A 25188-nucleotide genomic window follows, 5' to 3' on the forward strand; every position below is an offset into this window, starting at 1 on the left:
GGACCTACATTCCCCTGATGAAAGTTTCACTTTATTCTATGTATCATCAAATGGAAATTGCGATTTACGCATGTCTCTTATTGTAAACGATTTCGTTCATTATTCATATATTTGGATAAGTGTTAAATAGAGGATTAAGAACAAAAGAGCATAAGATATATCAATAAAATAATATCTCATATCCTAAACAACAAAAAACAACCAAGTATATTACCTGGTTGTCGGTGTTGGGATGTACGCTTGGTTATTCTTTGTTACGATATGTTTCTGTGCTAGATTTTTTTGTGCCTTCTGAGGGCTACCAATACGACTTAACACATATTTCATTACAAAGCTATATGTAACAACTGTTAGCAAAACAAAAAACCATACCATCTTATACACCATCCTTAAAAAATAAAGTTTATTAAAATTTATAGTTGTCTCAATTGATAATCATAATCATTTTCATCTTATTAAAGCAATACTATCACGAACGATAATCATTTTCAATAAGATTTTAAATTATTTTTTATCTTTTAGGAAAACGGCGGAATAACTTGTTAAATTCTTCAATGCACGTTCTTCGATTGGAATTCTAACTGACATTGCCCATGCATTTAGACATGTGAACAGTGCGGCAGTGAAATAAGCATTATATAAAAGTGAAATGACAAGAATCTCTGTTGCTACAATGATATAATTAGGATGTTTCACATATTTATATGGTCCTTTTACAATAACCTCAGCATCTGGGAGAACGATGATTTTTGTATTCCAGTAAGGTCCAAGCGACGTGATGACCCAGACTCTGCCGATTTGAACTAATAAAAAAATCGACAGCCAAAAAGGCCATAATACCGAGACATCTTTATCAAAAAGATTGACCTCTGCAATGAATGATGAAAAGAACCCCAAATGCATAAGCACAATCCAAGGATAATGTGAACTGCCGAACTCAAGTCCCCCTTTCGCCTTTAAACGATCTTCGTTATATCTCGCCAGCACAAGTTCGCTCAGTCTCTGTACCGCGAGCAGGGTTATCAATATCAGAAATGTCATTCTTCCCACCTCAATAATAGTAATTCTGAACTAAAGCCAGGACCTAGTGCAGCCGCAAGCCCATATTCCCCTTCGCTTATATCTTGTTCCATAAATTTCTCCAGCACGTATAGAATAGTAGCAGAAGACATATTGCCATACTCTCTTAGCACTTCCATTGAAATCTTCACCATCTCTTCATGAAAACCTAATGATTCACAATACGCATCAATTACTTTCTTACCACCTGGGTGGGCAATGAAATGACGAATATTACTTTGCTTCATATCGTTTTTATCGAGAAAAACCTCTACATTCGGTTTCAACCAATTGCTAATAATCGTCGGTATATCTTTTGAAAAAATAACATGAAGACCTTCATTTCTTACGTCCCAGCCCATGACATCTAATGAATCTGGCATTAATGTGGACTGTGTAGACAGTATTTTGGGAACTCGTTTTACTTTACTAATATTTTTACGTGCAACTTCATCACCGCAAATAAACGTACAGGCTACTCCATCCGAAAACAAGGATGTGCCAATTAAATTGCTTTTCGACCGATCATTTCTCTGAAAAGACAGGCTGCATAGCTCAACAGATAAAACAAGCACTTTTGCTTTTGGAAATGCCTTGCAATATTCGAAAGCACGAGACAGCCCTGACGCCCCCCCAGCACATCCTAATCCCCATAGTGGTATTCTCTTCGTATAAGGAGAAAAGGGGAGTCTATTCATAATTCTCGCGTCTATAGTTGGTGTTGCTATGCCTGAACTTGTTACGAAAAAAATCGCTTCAATTTCTTGTACGGCTACTTCGTGTTTTAAAAAAGTTCCATTAGATAAACAGCTTTGAATGGCTTTAGTTCCATATGTCACAGCACCTTCAATAAAAGCATTGTTTCTTTCTTCGAATGAGTGATCTCGTTTAAACCATTCTAGGTCTTTAATAAAATAACGGCTATCAACTTGTCCATTTTTAAAAGCTCTCAATAATCGATCAATGTCTTTAAAAGAAGAACCAAATATTTCACGTGAAAATTCCATTAATTTTTCTTGAGCAAATAAATAAGGAAGTTGGATATGTGATGTTGATAGAATATATGGCAATATTTCCACCTCCAAGGATGATGGTTATCATTCCCAAATATTCTTTCTCTATTCCTAGCGTTGGGTATCATTATTTAAAAAACAATCATTCTTTAGAACTAAAAATACGACATAATCCTTTATTATTATTCAAAATTCTTGCTTTTTGTAAAATTTTCAGTTCCAAATACCTATCAGAATGGTATCATGAATTATATTGTGTTATGGAGGAAAAAAGATGAGTGTTACCACACAGATTACGTCCGTTTTAAATGGGACTATTCAAGCAGTAAAGTCGATTATCCCGCTCAATCTCGAGATGAACAAACCACTATTAGTTACTGAACCATTTTTACAACAGGGCATTTGTGTCATAATTGGAATGACAGGCGATGTCCGTGGCAGGTTAATAATCGAAGGAAATTCAGACGCAATTAGTCTAATTGGTGAAAGGATGTTCGGAATGACGTTAGAAGGAGAAATGCTTGAATCCTTTGCTGCGGAGTTTGGAAACATGATTGCTGGAAATTTATCTACCCAACTAACAGTTGACAATATCATTATGGACATCTCCCCGCCAACTGTGTTAGTTGGTGAAACAAAAATGTACGGCATTGAAAAAGCCATACATTTACCAATAACGATTGAGGCTGATAGATCGATTCACATTCTATTAATGATTGAATCATAATACTTCCTTTAAAAGAATGAATGATTACAAACGAATTTTAATTTCGTCTGTTTTTTAATACAAAGACTCTGTTAAACTTGCCTGTTGATTGCAGCGAGAGGCACTCGCTTTCCGTGGGGCGGTACGGGAGCGTCCTCGGCGATGTTTGCCTGTGCAATCTCCCTTTGACTCGTATTTCACGAAGCAGTCTCACGCCTTCCACTCCAATCAACAAAATGCCAAAATCAACAATGGGCTTTAACATAGCCAATACAAAAAAAGCAAGCAACAGACGGTGTCACTCACGTGTGAAAAATAGTGCCAAGAAACTAAAGCTGATTTTCTGAATTAAATCTGCGATTTTGCTTTTGAACTTCAATGATGATGTCTTGAAACTCATTTCTCCCACATTTTTCGCAAATTGATTCTATGGTTAACAATGTTCTGCAGTATTTGCAGTATTTCTTTTCCACATACTCCACTCTCTTTCGTATACTTATTCTTATAAGATATGAATGAGAGTGGTAATTGTTTCCACTTCACTTTATTTTAATTGAAATAAAGTGGAATGGAAACGAAACTGATATTGCCTGTAAATGCGTGAAAAAGGAGGCTGCCCTAAAAATAACTTTTGTAAGACACCCTCCTCTTCTTCATTATTTAGACTGTAGGTTAAGAAGCCTTTTGTTCAAGTACCACAGAATTATTGATATTTCGTTTTGATGGAATCATATTGAATAAAATATTAAGGAAAATAGCCGATAGACTTCCTGCTACGATTCCATTGCTTGTAAGGATCTGTAAACTTTCCGGTAATTTCAAGAAAATATCAGGGACAACAGTTACACCAAGCCCCATTCCCACAGAGCAAGCAATAACCAATAAATTCTCCTGTCTAGCAAAATCAACTTGGCTCAGCATTTTAATTCCAGATGCAATAACCATCCCAAACATGGCAATCATGGCTCCACCTAGAACGGCTGTAGGAATTATTGTGGTTAGAGCTCCCATTTTTGGAACTAGTCCAATCACAACTAACATGACCCCTACAGTATAGATAACATTCTTGCTTTTAGCACCAGATAACTGAACTAGCCCTACGTTTTGCGAGAAAGCAGTATAAGGAAAAGCGTTGAACAGGCCACCTAACACAATCGCTAACCCTTCAGCACGATATCCTTTCGTTAAATCTTCTTTTCTGATAGTTCGATTTGTAATATCACCTAATGCGTAATAAACACCAGTTGACTCAACTAAACTGACAATCGCGACTAAAACCATTGTTAAAATAGCTGGAATATCAAAAGTTGGTATCCCGAAATAAAACAAATGTGGCATATGAAAAATAGATGCATCTGCTACTGGTGAAAAATCAACTTTCCCAAAAAACGAAGCAACTACTGTTCCTACTAACAATCCTATTAATATAGAAATAGATCGTAAGAATCCAGTAAAAAATTTATACAAAATGATAATCAATAGAAGTGTACCAAATCCAAGTACGATATTTTCTAACGAGCCAAAATCTTTAGCTCCTTGTCCTCCAGCTAGGTTATTCATCGCAACGGGGATAAGTGTGATCCCTATAATCAAAACAACAGAACCAGTCACAATCGGCGGAAAGAAACGGGCGAGTTTCCCGAATGATTTCCCTATCATCATCACGACGAGACCCGAGATAAGAATAGAACCATAGATGGATGTAATACCGTATTGTCCGCCGATTGCAATCATTGGGCCAACTGCCGTAAAAGTACAGCCTAGCACTACAGGAAGGCCGATTCCAAAAAAGCGATTTGTCCAAACTTGTAATATGGTCGCAATTCCACACATGAAGATATCAATCGAAACAAGGTATGTTAATTGTTCTACGCTTAAACCTAACGCTCCACCAACAATAAGAGGCACAATTACAGCGCCAGCATACATGGCTAAAACATGCTGAATTCCTAGTGACGCCGTTTTAAGCGGATGATTACTCATGGATTGCTCCCTCACGCTCTTCTACAAATGTAATTTCACCAAGACTAAGTGCTTCAATTCTTGCAAGTGACTCAACCCGTACGCCTTGTTCTCTCAATTTTTCTCCACCATCTTGAAATGCTTTTTCAATTACAATCCCAATTCCTACTACAGTTGCATTTACTTTATGGCAAATTTCCATTAATCCTAAAGCCGCCTGCCCATTCGCCAGAAAATCATCAATGATCAGTACTCTGTCCCCACTATTAATAAACTTATTAGAGATAGCAATTTCATTTGCTTCTTTTTTTGTAAACGAATATACATTAGCTGTAACGAGATCATCGGTTAACGTCACTGATTTCCGTTTTCTAGCAAAAATCATTGGAACTTCAAGTTCAAGAGCTGCCATCACACCAGGCCCAATCCCAGATGATTCAATAGTAAGAACAACATCGATTTTTTCATCTTGAAATCTCCGTTTGAATTCTTTACCCATCTCGTGCATCAGAACGGGATCCATTCTATGGTTTAAAAAAGAATCAACTTTCAAAATGTTATCGGATAAAGCTTGTCCCTCTTCTAGAATTTTCGTTTTTAATAATTGCATGTCTTTGCTCCTCCAATTCGTTAAGCTCTTCTTCACTCATTACCCATGTAATTTCAGAATATAAAAAGCCCAAGAATCATCCCCTGACTCTGAACAATAGAGTGAGACAACGACTCTTGAGCTTTTACCATAGGCAAGCGAAAATAGAAATAGAACCGGCTTGCATGATTAGCAACAAGTATATGTGACTCACTCATAGTCAGATCATTTACGGTAATCCGGTAGAAACTAGCAAGCCCTATCCCTGCAATTATATGAGTGTAGCTGGAAATTATTATTGTAATAAAATTATATCAGTTGTAATTCAATTTGAACAGAAAAATTTCACTTCTTCTTTTAATCGACTGGATATTGTAAAAATCCCCTATTTTATTCAAAAATTAGCCAAGGTTTTTTAATCTAGAAAGCATCCAAAATTCCAGCTCCGCACCACCACCATTGAGATTATGTGAGTATAGCGTGCTTCATGGTATATCCTTCATAGTAAAATGATGGCGTTTTATATGAATTCACTTTAATGATGTCGGTAAAACAGCGACAATTTTATCAAGAGTTGATTTTGAAAGATTTTTCTCAGTAAGAATATGAACCGTACCTGAATCTTCATTTGTCCGAATTAATCGTCCTATTCCTTGTCTCAAACGTAACAGCATATACGGTAAATCTACTTGTTCAAATGGATCAGCACAAGCTTCACGTTTCGCCTGGAAAACAGGATCATGCGGCGGGAAAGGTAACGAAAAGATAATGACATTCCGTAGTGAATCGCCTGGTATATCTAATCCTTCCCACAAATGGTAAGAAAACAGAACAGAAGTTTCTTCCTCTTGAAATTTCTTTACTAGCTCACTGATTTCTATATCTCCTTCAAAATAGAACGAATAAGGAGTTGATACAGCCTGTCTTTTAAACCACTGGAGTTCTTCTTTTGATTTGAAAAGTACTAATGTCCTACCCTCTGTTTCTTTGATGCTGTTAATTGTATACGCTAGTTTTGCATCAGCATCATCTGTTGCAAAAACAGGCAACTTAATATCCATCACTTCATCATATTCAAACGGTGATGAAACTGAAAAATGACTAGACTCACTGATTCCTAAACTGTCAGCTATATAATTAAATGAACCGTCATTTGAAAGGGTTGCTGATGAGAAAATATACGGAATTTTCTTCGTGAACACTTCTTCTGACAAAATTTCTTGAACAAGTCTAGGCATAATGACCAATGTTTTACTATTTTCAGTTTGCTCAAACCACGTAATCGCCTGTTTATTTTTAAGAAATAATGATAAGGAATAGTTCAATTGCTCTAAATACTCTTCCGTCACCTTCAAGTCATATTCATTAATTGTATAAAGCTCTGCTTCAAATACGAGACTTTCTTCAAGTTCTTCCACTTTTTTATGGAGCTTTACTGCTAATGAATGAATTTCAGTTGACGTTGGTATTTCAGAGCGATTTGAACCAGTAACAGGTATTGATTGTTCATGTAGGACGGCAAAGAAATTTTCACTCATATCGATTAAATCTTCTATCATATAAAGCGTTTCTTCACGAACTTCATTTGCAACTAGTGCCTCTAGTACAGTTGCTAACGTCGCCTCACCAATTTTATACGTGAGTGCTTTTTGAGCAGAATACTCCAATAAATGACCTTCATCAAAAACGACACAGCTGTATTCAGGTAATAATGGTAGCTGCCCTTCTCGTTTTCGCTTTTCCTTTGTCCAAATATGCTCCATAAAGAAATCATGGGAACAAATAATTAAATCGCTGGATTTACGATAATGGTCACGTGAAAGTGTCTGACCACAGCGGTGCCGTACATCACATGTAAAACAATTTTGCAGTTGGTCCCAGCCTATCTGTGACCATTCTTCATCATTTAAATACGGGTATTGCTTTCGATCGCCGTAAGCTGTATATGCCGACATAGACTCATTGCCATGTACGAATTTTGGCAAGGAATCATAAACCTGATCAATCCCTTCCGAATCCACTATATTAACGGCATGCTCCAACTTTTTAAGACATAAATATTGATCATGGTATTTTGCTAAACGTACATCAACAGTTAATCCGAGTGCTTCTTTAAGCTTCTGAATATCTCCTTCTTCTTTCACTAGCTGCTCGATGAGCGTTTCGTCAGCACAAGAAATGATCGCTGGTTTATTCGTATAGCGCGCATAACAAATGGCATACAGCAAGTAAGCTAGTGTCTTACCAGTTCCTACTCCTGCTTCAGCAAACATTACTTGTTTTTCTTTAAAAGCTTTCTCCAGTTGGAAAGCCATAAATATTTGTTCATCTCTTAATTCAAAGCCTTTCTCTGGTAAAATGTCATAAAAGACATCTCCTATCCACTCAGAAAGCTTATCGTAAAAGGAATCTTCTTTTGTTATCGGAAAAGGCAGCGACTGAATCATCAATTTCCTCCTAATATAAAAGCAAAAGCGCCTTTGTTAAGGTGCTCTAGCTAGACATTTAATAATAATATTTTTAAATGAACTTCATTTATTCTGTTCACGACCGTTTACGTTTTTAATGGTAAATTTCCCCTGATCTACTATATGATTTCTAACGAAAAGGGTAAAACATTTTAGCTTAATTAAGTATTTTATTTAAATACCGCACGTTCAAATTCATATTATCAACAAAACTACATTATCCTTTATTTCTCGTTGACCGTCAAGAAATTATTATGGCTACAAGGTATGATTTTACTGAAGTCGGTTCATCCCAGATGAAAACAGGCCCCCAAAAAAGGGAGCCTGTTTATATATGATCAATCTTATTATGCTTTATTTACGTTAGTAGCTTGTGGTCCACGTTGACCTTGTTCTACTTCAAAAGTAACTTCTTGACCTTCATCAAGAGATTTGAAACCTTCACCTTGAATAGCTGAGAAATGTACGAATACGTCGTCTCCGCCTTCACGTTCGATAAATCCAAAACCTTTTTCTGCGTTAAACCATTTTACTTTACCTTGTTCCATTGTTGTTGCCTCCTAATGTGATAGCACACAGTGTATTACTATCCTTGCCCTGGTGATAATGAAAATAACGCGTCATACAACAGCTATTTCTTTCATATCGAACAAAAATAATTCTTTATCAGAATAACAGATAGTCCTGGTAAAAGCAAGCTTAACCAGAAAATAAGTATAATGTTCACAAATCAACTATTATTATTTCAAGCTTATTCTTCTGTTCTAGGTTGCTTAGGTGGACGTTTCCCCCAGTATTGATAATAATCAGTTCGAATAAATCCATTGAACAGCTTGCGTTTTTTCGTTGCTTGCTTTCCATAATAAGTTTCAAATTCAGGATGCGAAGTAATCATATAGATAGACCATGTATCAAGCTTTTTAAACGCTTGACCCATTCCTCTATAAATGTCTTCAACCTGCTCTTTTTCACCTAGTCGTTCTCCATATGGGGGATTCCCGACTATTACCCCATATTCTTTACGAGTAGTTAGGTCACTTACCTGCATCTGCTTAAAAGTAATGAGATCACCAAAACCAGCTTCAAAGCTATTCGCTTTTGCAATTTCAATCATCCGGTGATCAATATCATAGCCTTCAATATCAAGTGGTTGATCATATTTTGCAAGATCCTCTGCTTCCACTCTTGCTGCATCCCACACTTTTTGATCAAACCAATCCCAAGTTTCTGAAACAAAGTCGCGATTGAAGCCTGGGGCAATATTTTGACCGATTAATGCCGCCTCAATTGGTATCGTCCCTGAACCACAAAACGGATCAATAAACGGCTTATCAGGATACCAATTGGTCAGCATCACTAGTGCCGCAGCAAGTGTTTCTTTCAAAGGCGCTTCACCTTGATCTGTCCGATACCCTCGACGATGAAGGCCCGGTCCGCTCGTATCTAAACTAAGAGTTACAATATCTTTCAAGATTGATACTTCAATTTTAAATAGCGCACCATTCTCCTCAAACCATGATGTTTTTTTATAATACTTCTTCATTCGATCGACAATTGCTTTTTTTACAATCGCTTGACAATCCGATACGCTAAACAGAGTAGATTTAACAGATTTTCCACTCACAGGAAATTCTGCATTCTCCGGGAGATAATCTTCCCAATTCAACGCTTTCGTTTTTTCAAATAATTGGTCAAATGTAGTCGCCTTGAATTCACCGATTTTAATTTTAATTCGATCGGCACTTCGAAGCCATAAATTAGATCTAGCAATGGCAGAAGCATCGCCTTTATACATGATTTTTCCATTCTCTACTTCACACTCATAACCGAGTGCGCGCACTTCTTTTGCAACAACAGCTTCAAGCCCCATTGCCGAAGTGGCAATAATATCAAATTGTTTCAACCTTTACACCAGCTTCCCTATTAACAACTCAAGAACCCATCTTCCTATTAAAGATTTGTTCTTGTGATATTATATCTTATTAGTTTTCGTACAATCTTGGTATTTCTCACACGTTTTTCAACCATATCACATAAATAGTCTTGGTCATTATGATTATCGTGTTTATTACAGTAGCCCCATTACGATGCATATGTAAATGTCAGATCAGACTTCGGTCCGATATCAGTCAGCAAACGATATAAATAACTTAGGTTTTGAAAGTCATCAATAGATAGTGTAATGCCTAATTGATTCATTGTCACTAATTTACGCATCATTTCTTTAGTGTCTCAGTCTCTTAAGCATTGTCATGATCGCTCTTACAGTTCTACCAACTGGCTACCTACACTGTCGTTGTGGAATTGATTAATAAAGTGAAACTTCAATCAGCAAAAAAGGTATGTTACCACTTTTATCAATTATCTTACAAAGTATACAAAATCCTTCAAAAGGTTATATATTTGACTTCACAAAGACCGAATTACCCTTACCATTACGTTTCATTTTAAATGTTTACACCATACCAATAGTAATTGACAAATCTATATACAAAACAAAACTCCCCTTATTTGAATAAGGAGAGTTTTGTTTTGTATAATGACGTTCTGTAAGCCATGTTTTGTACCGTAGTACTGCAAGCGATTTTTCATCTCGTACTTAGGTGGTAATCATCTATCTACAGAGGCAATAGCCTCTGTCCTTCTCCTCGTTCATTTCCAAGGAAGAAAGCGCCCCTACCATTAATTTGGGTTTCTCGCTCGTGGGGTTTACCGCGTTCCACCCTTTTCATTTCTGAAAAGGCTACGTCACTGTGGCACTTTTATAGGTATTCATGCCATATCCTAATGGACTTAGGCACTTTCCCGGCCGTCAGCAGAATGAATTCTGCTGCCGTGGCTTATTTTTTCGCCAGGCACGAACACTACAAACATCTCAGTCTGTGCGAGCATGGACTTTCCTCTACAGTTAAGCAACTGCAGCAATTACCCAAACGTCATTACACAAGAAATCATTCTACATTGTTTTTCACTATAAAGCAAGAAGTAATTATTATTATTTTTGGATAGCAATACAAAATTGAAGTATTATGTTGATTTTCTGTTGTTAGTTAAGCAATTTTCAGCACTCTGCAACGATATGAGATCCGTAAATCAAACACATCAGTCATATAGTTTGCTGCCAAATACATGCTTTTCCAAGTTCGATAACCTTTTAAGAATATCGAAGTTCGTCGTTCCAGGCAATGGCCCAGTATTCGTTTGGCTTTGGCGCTTAACTTGCTCTTCAGAATGTTTGCGCAGTTTTAGATTTTCTTGTTTTAAATCTTCAATTTCCTGATAGAATGCTTCATAATCCTTAATAACAATATCTAAGAACTGGTCCACATCTTCAGGTTTGTATCCACGCATTGCAGTTTTGAAATCTTTTTCCAATATGTCTTTTCCAGTCAATTTTATCTTGTCAGATAGCATAAGACTCACCTCTACACTTTCTCCATACATCGACTTTTCATTTATTTTTTCAAAAAAACCTTGATTTGTCAATGAATCTTTATTAATCAGACCACTGTTCTTCTTGTGCAGCCGCTTCGAGATCATCAAATGTTAGAGGAAAGATCAAATAATCATGTTCTAGCCTATACTTCTTCGCTTCAGCCATAGCAAATTTAGGCGAACCCTCTTTTTCTTCATCATAAATAATCATCATACCATCACTTTTATGAATCATAAACATATTTTTCATTTTCAATTGACTCGGGCTTTCGTATGGGCTTTTGTAAATAGATTCTACTAAATCAGCTTTAGCTATAATTGATTGATAAAACTCACGATTTTCATCATTCCATGACTCTTCTTGGTTTAAGTATGGCGTAATCACCGCAAGCTTTACATCATATTCTTTTTTACATTCAAAAACGACTTCCGCAGCCCAGAGTTCTGTCCCTAGTTGCCCAGAAATTATGATCCATTCTAACCCATCTTCTATGAATGATGTTAATCTTTGTTTAAGAACCTTCTTAATATATTTTATACCTGGGTGATCCTTTTTGAAAATACCATATTCATAGGCCTTATAGCCTGTTATGTATAGAACTTTCATCTTATTCTCTCCATCATTGATACTATTATTTAGTATAACATCTTTCCTACTCTAAACTCTTATTCTTGTTATAAAAATCAATTAAAAAGAAACAAGGGCATGTATTAGCCCTTGTTCTATCTGTTAATAACCGAATGGTCTTGGTCTTGGTCCACAGCACGGATTATATGCCGGCATTGGTGGCGGCCCAGTGCAAACTAAGTGTTGGTTAAAGCATTCGTTGACTACTGAATTAGTATGTGGAAAATAGTGTTGATGCTGGAATACATGCTGATTAACCGTTGTGTTATGAGACGGGTGAATATGAGGTACAATCGTCTTCATAACATTAGCATTGACCGTATTTGTCGTTGGTGATACTTGAGATGGTGCAACACTTGTCGGCATTACTGGACTTACGCCATATCCAGGTGCTGGATACCCCGGCCCCATCTGTGCGCCTCCAACATAAGGATAAGGTGTTGGTGCTGGACCTACTGCAGCACCCATAACTGCAGGAGCGTAACCTGGACCTGTTTGTGCACCCATAACTGCAGGTGAGTAACCTGGACCTGTTTGTGCACCCATTACTTTATGACCATAACCATGTTTCGCACCTAACACAGTTTTATGATAGTCAACGTTTTTATGATAGTCGACATTTTTCTTTGTAAATTCCATCGCATTTTGTCCCCTTTCATCAAAGTATCGCTTTCAATTACAGACTATGACAAAGGGGGAGTTCATGTACTAGTCAAAAACCTAATTTATCATAAAAAGGTATAGAATGTATCCCCAAAAGCAGAAAACAAAAATGCAGTTAAACATAAGACAACGAAAAACAAAACTAAAATTGCTTTGTACATCTCCCGTACGACCTCATTTATCATATTTTAGGACATTTCATCCGCATTCAATATTACACGCTTTCACGGGCTGTCACAATCATTTCTTATCATGTAAAAATAGGAATTTTTTATCATTTTTCCATATTAAAGGATATGCATATCAACCTTTAATTTCCTTTGCAGTCGTAATAGACGTTTTGTCAACTCATTTTCTTTCAATGAATCATTATATTTAGATATACCGGAAAGTATAGTCAGCGCTTCTTCCGTATATTTCTTTGCCTGTTCATAATCCTTGAATTGGTGTTCTAGCAGTTTTGCACATTCAATACCCGCTTCAACTTTTAACATGCCATTCCCCTTTTCAAAAACCTCTTTCCAGATAGAATATGCTTCAATAAAGTGTTTATTTTTCTTTTTTGCAAAGCCTAGTGCCTTTTTGGCAAGGAGGACTTCATCTGCTGATCCTTCTTTGACCACACGTTCGTACGTTTTATATGCCTCCTCTTTTGTGCCAAGATCATGTAGCCAGCGTGCGACTTCAAGTGACTCATCCCCATATCCATCTACTTGGAGAATTTGCCGAGAAAGATGAATATACAAGGTAATTAATGAAAGGACATCCCATTCATTATGCTTGAGGACACCAAATAATACTTCTGGATCCTGCCGCTCGACAAAATCAAAATAAATCATCGGTGCTAAGTAGCCTGGTATATCATTTTCTCGCTTAAATCCGAGAATTTCAGTTTCAACAATCGATAGTTTCACTCTTTCTAATTTATTTTTCCAGAGTCTTCGGGAGGCATGATATAAGTCAAAATGCCCGAATTCTGGTAAGTTCGGTACATGTTGTTGGATAAGTTTATGTCTTGTTTTTAATTGAGGCCAATCAAATGATTTGCCATTATAGGTAACAAGCGTTTCATAGTTCACTTTTTCTAAGAAACTCTGATATAACGGGACCTCAGCCCCAGGCTGGGGCAAAATATGCTGTCTGACAACAACTTCATCTTTTTCAAAGCTTGCATAACCGAGGATAAAAATGGTATTCCCAACTCCTCCGCCAAGACCGGTTGTTTCTGTATCAAAGAAAAACAAATCCTGTGTACCAATTCCTGCAGCAGTTAATGGGTGATTTAATCCGCTTTTCTGCCACACATCCATAACAGTTTGCAATTCTGCAAACGAATAATCACCATGTTTCATCTCGATGGGATAACGTACTTCCCTAATCCAACAATAGGAGTCATCAAACCTATATGGTTGTGTATCGAATTGCTGCCATTTTTCTGCAAATGGAAGTTCTCGATGGCCATCAACTTTTTCATGAAGCTCCTTTTTTATGATTTCTACTACACTTTCCTTTTTCTCTGAATCAGGCAAATCCATATGTGTTTTCATGCGATTTAATTTATTCTTCAATGACAATTCAAGCACCTCTATTTACAACGTTTAGCGGAATATTTTTAACACATTCACAGCATCTATTTTGGCAGTCGTTGAAGCTGTGTCTGTTCCGATACAAGAAGGGCAGCCATTTTCACAAAGGCAGCGTTCAATCATTTCTTGCGTTTCTTTTAGAATATTCTCAGCATTTTGGTAAACTTTTTCACTTAATCCGACACCACCTGGATATTTATCATAGATAAAAATGGTCGGTTTTTCATTATGGGCTGCTTTCACTTGAGGATATACGTGAATATCATTCGGGTCGCACATGACGAATAGTGGTACCATGTAATTTAATGCATGTGATGCTCCAATCAGGCCTTGCTCCATTCGATTTTCATCCCAGTCAAATGCATTATGATTTATTGATAGCATCGCACCGTTTGTGTGCAGTTCAGATTCTGGCAGCGTAATCGGCCCTGAGCCAATGTTTTCATGCGTTTCAAATTTAATTTTTTTAAAAATAGTTGCCATCGCCCTGACTGATACATCACCAAAGGTCGCTTCTGTTTGTGCAAACACTTTTTGTTTATCTATTTCCAATACAGAAAGCTGTACAGCGAGATTAGCATCTGTATAATAATCAACATTTACTTCGCGTACATATGCCTTCTTTTCCTCCCAATCAAGCCTCTCCACTTGATATTGGGTGCCTTGGTGCAAATAAATCGCTTCATCATGAAGCAATGTCATAGCACTAAACGTATCCATTTCACCAATAACTTGATGATTAGGCGATTCTGTTTGATCAATGATGACAACATTTTCCTGTGAAGCCGATCGTAAACTAATATTGTGTGCCGGAAAAGCATCATTCATCCAATACCATTTATCGCCGTTTTGATGAAGTACTCTCTCCTCGGTTAAAAATTCTAACACATCCATAATCTCAGTTTGACCAAATAAGTCTCCCTTTTTAAATGGTAGCTCATACGCGGCACATTTCAAATGATCGACTAGAATGACGAGATTATCAGGATTAATGCGTGCCGTTTCGGGATTTCTCGTGAAAAAGTACTCGGGATGTAAAACGATATACTGATCAAGGGCATTTGAACTACCTACCATAATAATTAGCGCTTCACCATGCCGTCTCCCTGCTCTTCCCGCTTGCTGCCAAGCACTTGCAATCGAACCAGGATATCCCGTCATTATACAAACTTGTAATTGTCCAATATCCACTCCCAGTTCTAGTGCATTCGTGCTAACCACTCCGTAAATAGAACCGTCTCGTAACCCTTTTTCAATCTCTCGGCGCTGCTTTGGTAGATATCCGCCACGATAGCCTCGAATCGATTTTGGTCCTAGCTGTTTTGCCACTAGCTCCTGTAAATAAGTTAATAAAATCTCCACTCGGACGCGGCTTTTTGCAAACACAATTGTTTGAATTTTGTTAGCTAGGAACTCAAGAGCAAGCTTTCTTGCTTCAAGTACTGCACTTCTTCTAATATTTAGTGGTTTATTCACAATCGGAGGATTATAAAAAACAAAATGCTTCCTTCCGCTTGGAGCGCCATTATTATCAACGAGCACCATTTCTTTTTCTGTTAATTCCTCAGCAAGTTCAAGAGGGTTGGCAATCGTTGCTGATGTGCAAATAAACAAAGGGTCACTGCCATAAAATGCACAGATTCGCTTTAACCTTCGAATCACATTTGCCATATGACTACCAAAAACTCCACGGTATATATGCAATTCATCAATGATGATATATTTTAAATTTTCAAACAAAGAAACCCACTTTGTATGATGAGGCAATATTCCAGAATGGAGCATATCAGGATTCGTAATAACAATATGCCCTGCTTGCCTAATTTTTTGTCGGATGTTTGAAGGTGTATCTCCATCATACGTATAACTATTAATGGAAGCATCCATTTCGTCAATCATTTCATGTAATTCACTCTTTTGATCGTAACTAAGTGCTTTCGTTGGAAATATATACAAAGCTCGTGTTTTTTCATTTTCAAGAATAGATTGCAATACTGGAAGATTGTAACAAAGTGTTTTTCCAGAAGCTGTGGGAGTAACAGCAACTAAACTTCGACCTTCAGCTGCTGTATCAAAAGCTGTTGATTGATGTGTATACAGTTCACTAATTCCACGTCTTTTTAACGCAGCCTGAAGCTTCTCATGCATACGAGCTGGAAAAGGTGCTGTTTTTGCTAATTTCTCCTCAATTGTATGCCAGTGAGCAATATTAAATTTATATTCTTCGCTGCTTTTTAATTCAGCCATGATTTCTTGTAAATTCTTTCTCAGTCTCATAAAACCACCTCATCTCTTTATATTACCGAATAAGCGTTCTATACAAAAGGAAAATCTCATTCCCTTTAAATGGAATGAGATTCCCGACTCCTTTATCCTCTATTAACTGGTAGTCCCCTTACCTCAAGGCTTAGATGAATCGAAGAAGCGTAAGTGGACGAACTGTCCCTATATGCCCTGTTGGTGAGATAAAGTGAAACTTGCCTTTGTGGTTTTCAAAAGGTATGTGCACCCACAGGATGTGAGTCACACAGACGAAAGACTATAGGGTGCGGCGCACTTAGTCTGTGTATTCTCTAACTATCATTGGAAATGATGATCAATTCAATCAACTGATTGATTGGGCAATTATTCCAATTGGACAATTGCTTACGATCGTCATCCTTTTTTCTTTCTTGTTTAGTTTATCTTAAATAATCAAACACCATTTTTGTCACATAATTAGACAGAAATACATAGGCTAATACAAAACAGATTCTTTACAAAAGGCTGTTTTCACATACTTTGTTGCTTTTCAATCATTTTTACACTAATAACCCGGGTTGATTTCCGTTGCAGGTACTCGCTTTCCGCGGGCGGTCTCAGAAGCCTCCTCAGTGCTTTACACTTGCGGGGTCTCCCTCAACACGCTTTTCCCGCAGGAGTCTCGCACCTGTAACGAAGATCAACATCTGTTCGAATTGGTTTCTTGCTAAAAACAACAATCTTTACGAAAAGAGCCTTACAAAAAAATAATGATGAAGCAAGCTTATGGTTGGCTACGATGAATCATTTTTATAAACGTTACTTTCCTCCAATTAAGAACAGTGATTGGTTGTTCCATGAATGAATTCGAAAGGAGTATGAACCATGTCTGACTCTGAAAAAAGGAAAAAACCATTTCGTCATGAAGGTGTTTACGATTTCTTCAATAAAATGGATCGTCTTTTTGCTGACAAACCAGCAAAAGGAATGCTCCAATCAATGAATGAATTTTTCGGCTCTGTTTCTTCTGGAAGCTTTCCAGTTGATGTATCAGAGACGGAAAGTGATTATTTCATTAGTGCTTCCTTGCCAGGAATCCGTAGAAAAAATATTGATATAGAAATCCTCCCTCAAGCTGTCACAATCCGGATTCTCAGAGACAAACAGCAAACTGTTGCAAACAAAGATTTTTATTCAACACGAAAAAAGAAATCAACCTCTCTTACAAGAACCATTAGTTTGTCCAAACCTATCGATGAACAAAAAGTAACAGCTCACCACCGTGATGGAATCCTCCGACTGACCATTCCAAAAATCAAAGGGAAAACAATTATTGTCGATGATTAAATCATGTCATATTCTTTTTAATTAATCATATTAAAAGGTCAGATTTTACCGTCCTGTCGTTATTCGGTAGAATCTGACCCTTATTATTTACGCTTTGAAAATTCCCCCCACCCCTTTAATCATCGAAGACACTTGATTCACCGTATTCATCATCTGTCCGGCTGTGTTCACCATTTTATTTAAATCCATCGATCCATCTTGTGTTTTAAATTGATTGAGCATCGATTGAACACCTGTTGGCTGTTGCTTTTGCATAAATTGCTGCTTTGGATACGGATTGGAGCCAATTTGAAGATTATTCATTTGCCCTTTCTTGTTTTTTGCTTTAGACAATGGATTTTCAAATGGATTAATCCCCTGCACCGGCTGTTGGTAATATTGCATCGGGTGTTGCCCGTAATATCCGGATACCGGCTCGCTTGGCTGGGGTTGGTGCATAAAAGGATGATAGGCACCCATTTGATAAGGGTGCTGACCATGTTGAGGTATAGGCCCAATCGCTTGCTGCCCTTGTATTTGTACGTATTGAGGATGAGCCTGATAAGACGGTTGCTGCATATGATACCCATTCACAAACCCGCTCATCTCATTAAAGTAGGCTCCGTTGTTTCTGTGATCCCATTCATAGTAGGACCCCCACGTGTTCATGTATACTCCCCCCATAAAGTCATTAGCTGATTTATTATATGTGGCAGAAGTATATTTGGTGAGAATCTGAGAAAACGGTTATATTTTAAGTTGAATTTCTGTTAACACATTTTGCAAAATAAATCGTACGGATTGAATGTGACTTTTAAATCGTTTATAACTTGTTTTATGAAAGAATGCCTGTACAACCACATCGGCAAGATTGTTTGCAGTTTGCTCAATTTGTTGTGGAAACAAGTGAGTAAAGTCTTCTTCTTTCATCCAATCTCTCATGTTAGGTGTCCATAATTGTAAGACAGCGTCCACTTCTTCAACAAATGGTTTCACTTCAAGATAAAAATCTCTATCTTTACCTTCTTCCCTAACTGCTTCATATACTTCATCCGCTTTTTCAGTAAACTGTAATAATTGGACAGTAAGTGTTTCCATATATTTCTTATCCAGCATCTAATCCCCCATTTATTTATGTATGAATGTGTATTCAAAATGACCGAGAAATTTAGTTGATTAGCTTAATAGTCTACACAGTTAATACGTGAAAAACGAGGAGACAGGGTTTTGCTACATTCGACGGTTATGTTTTCTCGGACTATTTGAACATCCTTAATAACCAAATTATAAATCATTTATATAAAAAAGGAATGGTAAACAAGCTTGTCTTAAAAAAACAAATTATGGTACATTCATATGAAATTGCTGTCTCTAATACCTCAATCATGATATCAATGCTAAAAAAAACCCGTACAGCTTGACTGCCGGATTTGTAAACTTCCTTCACAAATTAATAGCCAAGTTTTGGCTTCATCGAAAGAATGGTATTTCGATTCTTATCGATATCGCGTAACTCTGGATTTTGATGTTGCATCATCAACCATCTAAAGTCAGTTTCGTTAATTTTCATACTCGCGGAATCGACCATGTGATGCTGGTTAGTCCATAGCTTGTTGCGTTCCGTGGCAAAGGAAACAGATAATGATGTTTCTAAACTTTCCAAACGCTCATTGATTTCTTCCATCAACCCTAGAATTTCTTCTACATCCACAAGTTTGATTCCCATAAAAAATCCCTCCTTATTTCTTTAACCTGTATTATTCTTTGTTTTTGCCAAAAGCCCTTCACGTCTGACAAAACTAGAAGTAAATCGGCAAAGAAAGTGGAATAAATGGGGATTTTTCAAACTTTCGACAATTCTTATGAATGAGCGGAAAAATTGAGATAAAACTATTATTAGGAGGTGGTAAATCATGACGACAAACGAGAGTAAAGAACAGCAAAAAAAGAAAAATGAAAAGAGCGTTAGTACTAAAGCTGCAATTGGTAACCCGAAATTAACTGGACCTGATCGACCTTCTACTTAAACAAGCCAAATATACTTGTAAAAAACGGCTGTCCCACAAACTGAGCTGATCCTAACACTAATTCAGGGTTTATAATGAAAAAACACTCATTATGAACGATATAAAGTGATAGGTGCTGACTCTTTTGTGTGGGACAGCTACTTTTTTTTATATCAATATAAGCAGCCGAACTTCACCCAACCATTGTTGCTTACTTACAACTTCAATATCTTCTTCAAATTAATTACTTAATTTCCAGACAAAATTGTGACATTTCGAGTAATAACGGCTCTTGCTTTTAAACTTTAGAGTGAAATATATGGAGAATAATGTTCTATTCACATCACTTGCTTAGTATTAGTTGAGGAAGAACTAGCCCCATTCACTAGTCGAATAAAGTGAAACTATGAACCTGCGGCAACGTCTGAGTGACCCACATAATGTGGGCATCAACTAAACCTTTGAAGACTATAACGGTAAGTTTCACTGTATCTCACCAATCAGGCTTTTACGGGCAGTCCCCCACCTTCGCTTCTTCCATTCTCCTAAGCATTGAGGTGGGGGTCTTACTGCCCGTTATTGCGGGAAAAACTCATTTTTTCAAGATTATTGTTGGCTATTTAAATAGTAGAATTGAATTAAAAGGTACTATTAGAAATCTTATCTACTTTTTATTATTGTGATATTTTCCTTATTTGCTTTTCCTGATTTCTGTTTTAAAGTATATAAATGCAAAAAATTAATACAGAACAACACTTATCCGTGTACTATGTCAATCCTATTACCCAATTCAATCTAAATATGATAAAATACATAGTTAGATTGAAAAGAAAAAGATCATTTTATTCACTACTTCACTTGTTTTTTTGCTATTATATGATAAGTGAAAATAAGGGGGGATTCACTTGGCTTTTCATTACCCCAATGGGCGTAAATATGTTTCTAAAAGCTCGGAAGCCATACAACGTCCCATGAAAAAAAACAGCTTCAGTAATCGAGGGAAAACGTTGGAGGATGATTTAAACGATTCGAACGAATATTATGTAGCAAATGGTATAGCTGTCGTCCATAAGAAGCCTACTCCTATTCAAATTGTAGATGTACATTATCCAAAACGAAGTGCAGCAGTAATAAAAGAAGCATATTTCAAGCAAGCGTCTACTACAGATTATAATGGTGTGTATAAGGGTAAGCATTTAGATTTCGAAGCAAAGGAAACACAAAATCCAACTTCGTTTCCACTAAATAATTTTCACGAACACCAAATCCAGCATATGAAAAGCATCGATCAGCAAGGCGGGATCGCTTTTGTCATCATCCGATTTTCTGCAACTGATGAAATTTACTTAATGGAGTCAGGGCATTTAACAAAATTCTGGAACCGTATGAAAGAAGGCGGAAGAAAATCAATTACAAAAAAAGAAGTGGAATCTTTTTCAAAACGAATTCCACTAGGTTTTCAACCAAGGATTGATTATATTAAAGTAATAGATTCCATCTTAGGATAATTTCCAATTGGATCATTATGAAAGGCAGGTAAGCTATTTTGGCTGAAAAATATAATACAAGAGAGGAACGCCGAAAGCAGGCGAACTCTAATAAAAAAGGAAAGGGTCACAAAAAACCAAGAGGGTTATTTAAAAAGATTTTTCTTGTTCTCGTAACGCTCTGTATTATTGGAGTCGTTGCGGGTGGTGCAACAGTAGCCTATTTCATCAGCGATGCACCACAGATTGACGAGTCGCTCTTAAAAGACCCCCTTTCCTCAAAATTTTATGATAAAGATGGTAAACTACTTACCGAGGAAGGCGTTGAAAAGCGAGAATATGTAGCTTATGCGGATATTCCTGAAGTTATTAAAAATGCTGTATTAGCAACGGAAGATGTCCGGTTCTTTAAGCATGGTGGAGTCGATTTTCTCCGCCTAGGGAGTGCTGTGATCGGAAATGTAACCAACGGCTTTGGTTCACAAGGTGCTAGTACTTTAACTCAACAAGTCGTTAAGCGGACATTTTTAACCGATGAAAAGACTATTAAGCGTAAAGTTCAAGAAGCTTGGTTAGCCATTAAACTTGAACAAAGATATACGAAAGAAGAAATTTTTGAAATGTATGTGAATAAGATTTGGTATGCTAACCATGCATTTGGAATTGCCACTGCTGCAGATACCTATTATGGAAAAGAGCTTAAAGATCTTACACTCGATGAAGTAGCGATGCTTGTTGGGCTACCGCAAAGTCCGAGCAGATATAATCCTTTTAAACATCCAGACCGGGCAGAAAAAAGACGAAATTTAGTGCTTCACTTAATGAATCGTCACGGATTTATTACCGAAGCAGAAATGAAAGCAGCCCAAAGCATTCCAGTAACTAAAACGTTAAAATCACAGGATACGAGTAAAATTGATACAACACCATACGATGCTTTTATTGATCAAGTAATTGAAGAAGTTCAAAGTATGGGCGATTACAATCCGTATACAGATGGACTCGAAATCTATACAACCATCGATACAGATGCACAAAAATATGTTTATGACATGTTAAATACCGAGAAGATCATCCAATATCCGAGTAAATCCTTGCAAGCCGGAATTTCCCTGATTGATACACAAAACGGTGAAATACGAGCAATCGGTGGAGGTAGAAATATTCAAGGTAAACGGGTATTTAACTACGCAACTGAAGCAAAGCGTTCACCAGGGTCTACGATTAAGCCGATCATGGATTATGCTCCTGCAATTGACAAATTAAATTGGTCTACTTATCATCAACTAACCGATGAACCATATGAATATTCAAATGGTACACCAATTAAAAATGCAGGTGGTCGTTATCGCGGTGATGTGAGTATGCGTGAGGCTTTAGAGCGATCCCTAAATATCCCAGCACTTAAGGCACTTCAAGAGGTTGGCGTTGAAGAAGGTTACGCTTTTGCGCAAGAATTAGGAATTCCGATCCCTAAAGCTAATTATGAGTCTGGTGCTATTGGCGGAACACAATCGGTATCGTCCATGCAAATTGCTGGCGCGTATAGTGCTTTTGGAAACGGCGGAATTTATAATCAACCACATACCGTCACAAAAATTGTTTTACGAGATAAGACAACTATTGAAAATAAATATACATCAAAAGCTGTTATGAAAGAATCAACAGCCTTTATGATTTCTGACATGTTAAAAGGAGTTATTGATAAAAGCCATGGAACTGGACAACGAGCGAGAGTCTCAGGTCTAGAAATGGCTGGTAAAACCGGCTCCTCCAATTTCACTGCTGCAGATAAGAAGAAATATAACATCCCTTCTGAAGGGATTCCAGACAGTTGGATGACAGCTTATACGACCAAGTATACGGTCGCTGCTTGGATTGGATATGATAAAAAAAGCGAATACCTTGGAAAAGAATCGCAAACGATTCCGAAAAAGATGGTTAAAGAATTAATGCAACATGTTCATAAAGGTAAAACAGAAGACTTTAAACAGCCGAAAAACGTTGTAAAGATTGGCATTCTTAAAGGATCGAACCCTGCTGTAAAAGCAAGTGAGTACACACCTAAAGACCAGATTGTTTATGAATATTTCATAAGAGGACATGAACCAACAAAAGTAACCAAGCAATATGATAAGACATCTGCTCCTATTGGAGTAAACGCAAGCTATGATGAAGCGAGCAATTCCATTAATCTTCAATGGAACTACCCTCAAACAGGTAGTAAGACACCAGAATTTGAGGTTAAAGTATCGATTGATGGGGGCGCCTCTCAAGTACTCGCACGTTCGAGTACGATGGGATTAACACTCCAACAACCTAACCCTGGTTCAACTTATATATTCACTGTCACAGCGATTATTAACGGCCAGAAAAGTGCATCAGCTTCAGCCAGTGTTAAAGTCACTGCACTTCAGGAAGAACCGATCGCACCTGAACCTGACTTAAATAACCCTGATGTGACAGATGACACTGGACAGAATGAACAAGGGCAAGATAATTCAAATGATAACAATAGCAATGACGGCAATAACAATGGAAACAATAATAATCCTGGTAATGGTAACAATAGTGATAATAACAATCCTGGCAAAGGGAATAATAACGGCAATAAAAATCCAGGTAATGGAAACAGTAATGGTGCTGAAAACAGCACTGGCGGCACTGGAGGCACTGGCGGCACTGGAGGCACTGGCGGCAATAGCGGAACTACTGAACCACCAGAACCTCCAATTGATGCCGAAAACACGGTACCACCAGCTGAAGGTACCAATCCTTAACTTCTCAAATAAAGTAAGAGGCATCCATATGGATGCCTCTTCTTATTTTTGATATCTTTTTTTCATTGCTATCGTTTTATAATATTGTTTTTCGGCCTCAAGAAATAATTCTGATAGTTGGATAAAAGAAGCATAATGAGTCATACGCAATTCGACAAACGAAAGTCTTTCAACAACATTAATCGGTTTTAATGAAAGCTTGTCAACAGACTCATACCAATTATAGAGCACTACAGGTTGCTCATTGATCCAAAACAAAGCTTGAAAAAAAAGAGCCATCCCCTTTTTCATGAACAGTTCAGTATCTTTTTGCCTGCGCTCATCAATGATGATCTTGCAAGTATTAGCTATCTCTTTCCATTTTTCAAAAAGAACTGGTATAGTCAAGTGTCCCTGCTGCCAAGGTTGAAATCCTTGTCCCCCACTCCAATACAGCATATCATACACAAAAAGGGCTGGATTAAAACTCGGATCCCATTTATCAAAGCTAGAATGATCGATTTCAATCATATCACTAAAAAAGAACTTTTCATGTAAAAGTTTTTGTGGTAATTTTACAATCATCTAACTGCTTCTCTTTTCATTCGCTTCTTCCCTTCGCGACATACATCAAGAAGTGGACAAACAGGGCATTGTGGATTTTGAGCTTTACAATGGTATCTACCGAAGAAAATCATGCGATGATGGGTAACGGACCATTCTTCTTTTGGAACTTTGTTCATTAAAGTTTTTTCCACCTCTAGAACACTGTCTTTCCACTTGCATATTCCAAGGCGTTTACTCACTCTTTCAACATGAGTATCCACCGCAATGGCCGGAATACCATATGCAACGGAAACAACAACATTTGCCGTCTTTCTACCGACACCTGGCAAATTCGTTAATTCATCCCGGTCTCTCGGAACTTCTTTACCATATTCTTCAATCAGCATTTTGGAAAGCTTTTGGATGTTTTTAGCTTTATTTCGGTACAATCCAATTGAGCGAATATCCTGTTCAAGCTCCTCGATGGGAACATTTATGTAATCCTCAGGAGTTTTGTATTTTTGAAATAATGTTTTTGTGACTTTGTTTACAAGAACATCTGTACATTGAGCAGACAGTGCAACCGCGATGACGAGTTCAAATGGATTAGAATGATTCAATTCACAATGTGCATCTGGAAACATCTCACCCATCGTATCCAAACAATAACGAATCTGCGTTTTATTCAGCATAATAGACTCCTTTTACCTAGAA

General features: G+C 37.3%; 23 protein-coding genes, 1 other RNA gene and 1 riboswitch. Of the genes, 4 read left to right on the forward strand and 20 right to left on the reverse strand.

From position 1 onward, the window contains the following. Positions 1-210: 210 nt before the first annotated feature. The 3 genes from HNP81_RS14665 to HNP81_RS14675 all read right to left on the reverse strand — a co-directional run bounded on the left by HNP81_RS14665 (position 211) and on the right by HNP81_RS14675 (position 2129). A complete protein-coding gene (locus HNP81_RS14665) occupies positions 211-375 on the reverse strand; it encodes a hypothetical protein (RefSeq protein WP_182503133.1) in 165 nt (54 codons plus the stop codon). Between the two features lie 129 nt (positions 376-504). Further along, entirely contained in the window at positions 505-1041 is a 537-nt protein-coding gene (locus HNP81_RS14670; RefSeq protein WP_028391502.1) for an isoprenylcysteine carboxyl methyltransferase family protein, read from the reverse strand. Continuing rightward, positions 1038-2129 (reverse strand): type III polyketide synthase, encoded by a 1092-nt coding sequence (locus HNP81_RS14675; protein ID WP_246399373.1) that lies wholly within the window; start codon positions 2127-2129, stop codon positions 1038-1040. The genes HNP81_RS14670 and HNP81_RS14675 overlap by 4 nt, the downstream gene beginning before the upstream one ends. Before the next feature lie 217 nt (positions 2130-2346). Here HNP81_RS14675 and HNP81_RS14680 point away from each other — a divergent pair, with 217 nt between their 5' ends. Next, positions 2347-2799 carry a chemotaxis protein CheX gene (locus HNP81_RS14680; protein ID WP_182503134.1) on the forward strand — a complete coding sequence of 151 codons (453 nt, stop codon included), beginning with the start codon at positions 2347-2349 and terminating at the stop codon, positions 2797-2799. A gap of 651 nt (positions 2800-3450) precedes the next feature. Here HNP81_RS14680 and HNP81_RS14685 read toward each other — a convergent pair. From HNP81_RS14685 to HNP81_RS14740, 12 genes are all read right to left on the reverse strand, one after another. Then, on the reverse strand, positions 3451-4761 hold the full coding sequence (locus HNP81_RS14685; RefSeq protein WP_028391506.1) for a nucleobase:cation symporter-2 family protein: 1311 nt from the start codon (positions 4759-4761) through the stop codon (positions 3451-3453). Further along, on the reverse strand, positions 4754-5350 hold the full coding sequence (locus HNP81_RS14690; RefSeq protein WP_028391507.1) for a xanthine phosphoribosyltransferase: 597 nt from the start codon (positions 5348-5350) through the stop codon (positions 4754-4756). The genes HNP81_RS14685 and HNP81_RS14690 overlap by 8 nt, the downstream gene beginning before the upstream one ends. A 176-nt stretch (positions 5351-5526) precedes the next feature. Then, a riboswitch (purine riboswitch) is annotated at positions 5527-5628 on the reverse strand. Positions 5629-5859: 231 nt separating this feature from the next. Next, the gene (locus tag HNP81_RS14695) at positions 5860-7776 is read right to left on the reverse strand and encodes an ATP-dependent DNA helicase (protein ID WP_028391508.1); all 1917 of its coding nucleotides are present in this window, start codon (positions 7774-7776) and stop codon (positions 5860-5862) included. A 368-nt stretch (positions 7777-8144) separates the two neighbouring features. Continuing rightward, positions 8145-8345 (reverse strand): cold-shock protein, encoded by a 201-nt coding sequence (locus HNP81_RS14700; protein ID WP_028391509.1) that lies wholly within the window; start codon positions 8343-8345, stop codon positions 8145-8147. A 203-nt stretch (positions 8346-8548) separates the two neighbouring features. After that, on the reverse strand, positions 8549-9700 hold the full coding sequence (locus HNP81_RS14705) for a THUMP domain-containing class I SAM-dependent RNA methyltransferase (RefSeq protein ID WP_028391510.1): 1152 nt from the start codon (positions 9698-9700) through the stop codon (positions 8549-8551). Positions 9701-9879: 179 nt separating this feature from the next. Further along, positions 9880-10017, reverse strand: coding sequence for a hypothetical protein (locus HNP81_RS14710; protein ID WP_154664004.1), 138 nt, complete (start codon positions 10015-10017; stop codon positions 9880-9882). A 325-nt stretch (positions 10018-10342) separates the two neighbouring features. Further along, positions 10343-10734: RNase P RNA component class B (gene rnpB / locus HNP81_RS14715), an RNA gene on the reverse strand. A gap of 165 nt (positions 10735-10899) precedes the next feature. After that, on the reverse strand, positions 10900-11211 hold the full coding sequence (gpsB, locus tag HNP81_RS14720; protein ID WP_182503135.1) for a cell division regulator GpsB: 312 nt from the start codon (positions 11209-11211) through the stop codon (positions 10900-10902). An 82-nt stretch (positions 11212-11293) separates the two neighbouring features. Next, a complete protein-coding gene (locus tag HNP81_RS14725; RefSeq protein WP_028391512.1) occupies positions 11294-11839 on the reverse strand; it encodes an SLOG family protein in 546 nt (181 codons plus the stop codon). Positions 11840-11962: 123 nt separating this feature from the next. Next, complete coding sequence (locus HNP81_RS24705) at positions 11963-12499, reverse strand: CotD family spore coat protein (RefSeq protein WP_281384508.1); 537 nt, start codon at positions 12497-12499, stop codon at positions 11963-11965. A gap of 311 nt (positions 12500-12810) precedes the next feature. Continuing rightward, positions 12811-14091 (reverse strand): ribonuclease H-like domain-containing protein, encoded by a 1281-nt coding sequence (locus HNP81_RS14735; protein ID WP_281384509.1) that lies wholly within the window; start codon positions 14089-14091, stop codon positions 12811-12813. Between the two features lie 30 nt (positions 14092-14121). Beyond that, complete coding sequence (locus HNP81_RS14740; protein WP_182503137.1) at positions 14122-16386, reverse strand: DEAD/DEAH box helicase; 2265 nt, start codon at positions 16384-16386, stop codon at positions 14122-14124. A gap of 849 nt (positions 16387-17235) precedes the next feature. On the opposite strand from HNP81_RS14740, the gene HNP81_RS14745 reads away from it, so the two are divergent. Beyond that, positions 17236-17697 (forward strand): Hsp20/alpha crystallin family protein, encoded by a 462-nt coding sequence (locus HNP81_RS14745; protein ID WP_182503138.1) that lies wholly within the window; start codon positions 17236-17238, stop codon positions 17695-17697. Positions 17698-17784: 87 nt separating this feature from the next. On the opposite strand, the gene HNP81_RS14750 is transcribed toward HNP81_RS14745, so the two are convergent. The 3 genes from HNP81_RS14750 to HNP81_RS14760 all read right to left on the reverse strand — a co-directional run bounded on the left by HNP81_RS14750 (position 17785) and on the right by HNP81_RS14760 (position 19402). After that, positions 17785-18345, reverse strand: coding sequence for a YppG family protein (locus HNP81_RS14750; RefSeq protein ID WP_051404932.1), 561 nt, complete (start codon positions 18343-18345; stop codon positions 17785-17787). Positions 18346-18423: 78 nt separating this feature from the next. Further along, entirely contained in the window at positions 18424-18792 is a 369-nt protein-coding gene (locus tag HNP81_RS14755) for a YppE family protein (protein ID WP_028391517.1), read from the reverse strand. A gap of 334 nt (positions 18793-19126) precedes the next feature. Continuing rightward, positions 19127-19402 carry a hypothetical protein gene (locus tag HNP81_RS14760; RefSeq protein WP_028391518.1) on the reverse strand — a complete coding sequence of 92 codons (276 nt, stop codon included), beginning with the start codon at positions 19400-19402 and terminating at the stop codon, positions 19127-19129. Positions 19403-20587: 1185 nt separating this feature from the next. On the opposite strand from HNP81_RS14760, the gene recU reads away from it, so the two are divergent. After that, positions 20588-21190, forward strand: coding sequence for a Holliday junction resolvase RecU (recU, locus tag HNP81_RS14765; protein ID WP_028391519.1), 603 nt, complete (start codon positions 20588-20590; stop codon positions 21188-21190). A gap of 38 nt (positions 21191-21228) precedes the next feature. Further along, positions 21229-23949, forward strand: a complete 2721-nt coding sequence (locus HNP81_RS14770) for a PBP1A family penicillin-binding protein (RefSeq protein WP_182503139.1) — start codon at positions 21229-21231, stop codon at positions 23947-23949. A 42-nt stretch (positions 23950-23991) separates the two neighbouring features. Here HNP81_RS14770 and HNP81_RS14775 read toward each other — a convergent pair whose 3' ends face one another. Both HNP81_RS14775 and nth read right to left on the reverse strand, forming a co-directional pair. Continuing rightward, entirely contained in the window at positions 23992-24513 is a 522-nt protein-coding gene (locus HNP81_RS14775; RefSeq protein WP_182503140.1) for a YpoC family protein, read from the reverse strand. Then, complete coding sequence (nth, locus tag HNP81_RS14780) at positions 24510-25166, reverse strand: endonuclease III (protein ID WP_028391520.1); 657 nt, start codon at positions 25164-25166, stop codon at positions 24510-24512. Before nth ends, HNP81_RS14775 begins: the two co-directional genes overlap by 4 nt. Between the last annotated feature and the right edge of the window lie 22 nt (positions 25167-25188).

The organism is Peribacillus huizhouensis, from assembly GCF_014138605.1.
Lineage (GTDB): Bacteria > Bacillota > Bacilli > Bacillales > DSM-1321 > Peribacillus > Peribacillus huizhouensis.

What these genes read in the sequence shown, in the direction of transcription:
- HNP81_RS14745 (WP_182503138.1), top strand. Translation starts at nt 17,236, where the DNA reads ATGTCTGACTCTGAAAAAAGGAAAAAACCATTTCGTCATGAAGGTGTT.
- HNP81_RS14755 (WP_028391517.1), bottom strand. Translation starts at nt 18,792, where the DNA reads ATGCTGGATAAGAAATATATGGAAACACTTACTGTCCAATTATTACAG.
- HNP81_RS14695 (WP_028391508.1), bottom strand. Translation starts at nt 7,776, where the DNA reads ATGATTCAGTCGCTGCCTTTTCCGATAACAAAAGAAGATTCCTTTTAC.
- HNP81_RS14665 (WP_182503133.1), bottom strand. Translation starts at nt 375, where the DNA reads ATGGTATGGTTTTTTGTTTTGCTAACAGTTGTTACATATAGCTTTGTA.
- HNP81_RS14690 (WP_028391507.1), bottom strand. Translation starts at nt 5,350, where the DNA reads ATGCAATTATTAAAAACGAAAATTCTAGAAGAGGGACAAGCTTTATCC.
- HNP81_RS14740 (WP_182503137.1), bottom strand. Translation starts at nt 16,386, where the DNA reads ATGAGACTGAGAAAGAATTTACAAGAAATCATGGCTGAATTAAAAAGC.
- HNP81_RS14670 (WP_028391502.1), bottom strand. Translation starts at nt 1,041, where the DNA reads ATGACATTTCTGATATTGATAACCCTGCTCGCGGTACAGAGACTGAGC.
- HNP81_RS14680 (WP_182503134.1), top strand. Translation starts at nt 2,347, where the DNA reads ATGAGTGTTACCACACAGATTACGTCCGTTTTAAATGGGACTATTCAA.
- gpsB (WP_182503135.1), bottom strand. Translation starts at nt 11,211, where the DNA reads ATGCTATCTGACAAGATAAAATTGACTGGAAAAGACATATTGGAAAAA.
- HNP81_RS14685 (WP_028391506.1), bottom strand. Translation starts at nt 4,761, where the DNA reads ATGAGTAATCATCCGCTTAAAACGGCGTCACTAGGAATTCAGCATGTT.
- HNP81_RS14725 (WP_028391512.1), bottom strand. Translation starts at nt 11,839, where the DNA reads ATGAAAGTTCTATACATAACAGGCTATAAGGCCTATGAATATGGTATT.
- HNP81_RS24705 (WP_281384508.1), bottom strand. Translation starts at nt 12,499, where the DNA reads ATGGAATTTACAAAGAAAAATGTCGACTATCATAAAAACGTTGACTAT.
- HNP81_RS14750 (WP_051404932.1), bottom strand. Translation starts at nt 18,345, where the DNA reads ATGAACACGTGGGGGTCCTACTATGAATGGGATCACAGAAACAACGGA.
- HNP81_RS14760 (WP_028391518.1), bottom strand. Translation starts at nt 19,402, where the DNA reads ATGGGAATCAAACTTGTGGATGTAGAAGAAATTCTAGGGTTGATGGAA.
- HNP81_RS14700 (WP_028391509.1), bottom strand. Translation starts at nt 8,345, where the DNA reads ATGGAACAAGGTAAAGTAAAATGGTTTAACGCAGAAAAAGGTTTTGGA.
- HNP81_RS14775 (WP_182503140.1), bottom strand. Translation starts at nt 24,513, where the DNA reads ATGATTGTAAAATTACCACAAAAACTTTTACATGAAAAGTTCTTTTTT.
- nth (WP_028391520.1), bottom strand. Translation starts at nt 25,166, where the DNA reads ATGCTGAATAAAACGCAGATTCGTTATTGTTTGGATACGATGGGTGAG.
- HNP81_RS14710 (WP_154664004.1), bottom strand. Translation starts at nt 10,017, where the DNA reads ATGATGCGTAAATTAGTGACAATGAATCAATTAGGCATTACACTATCT.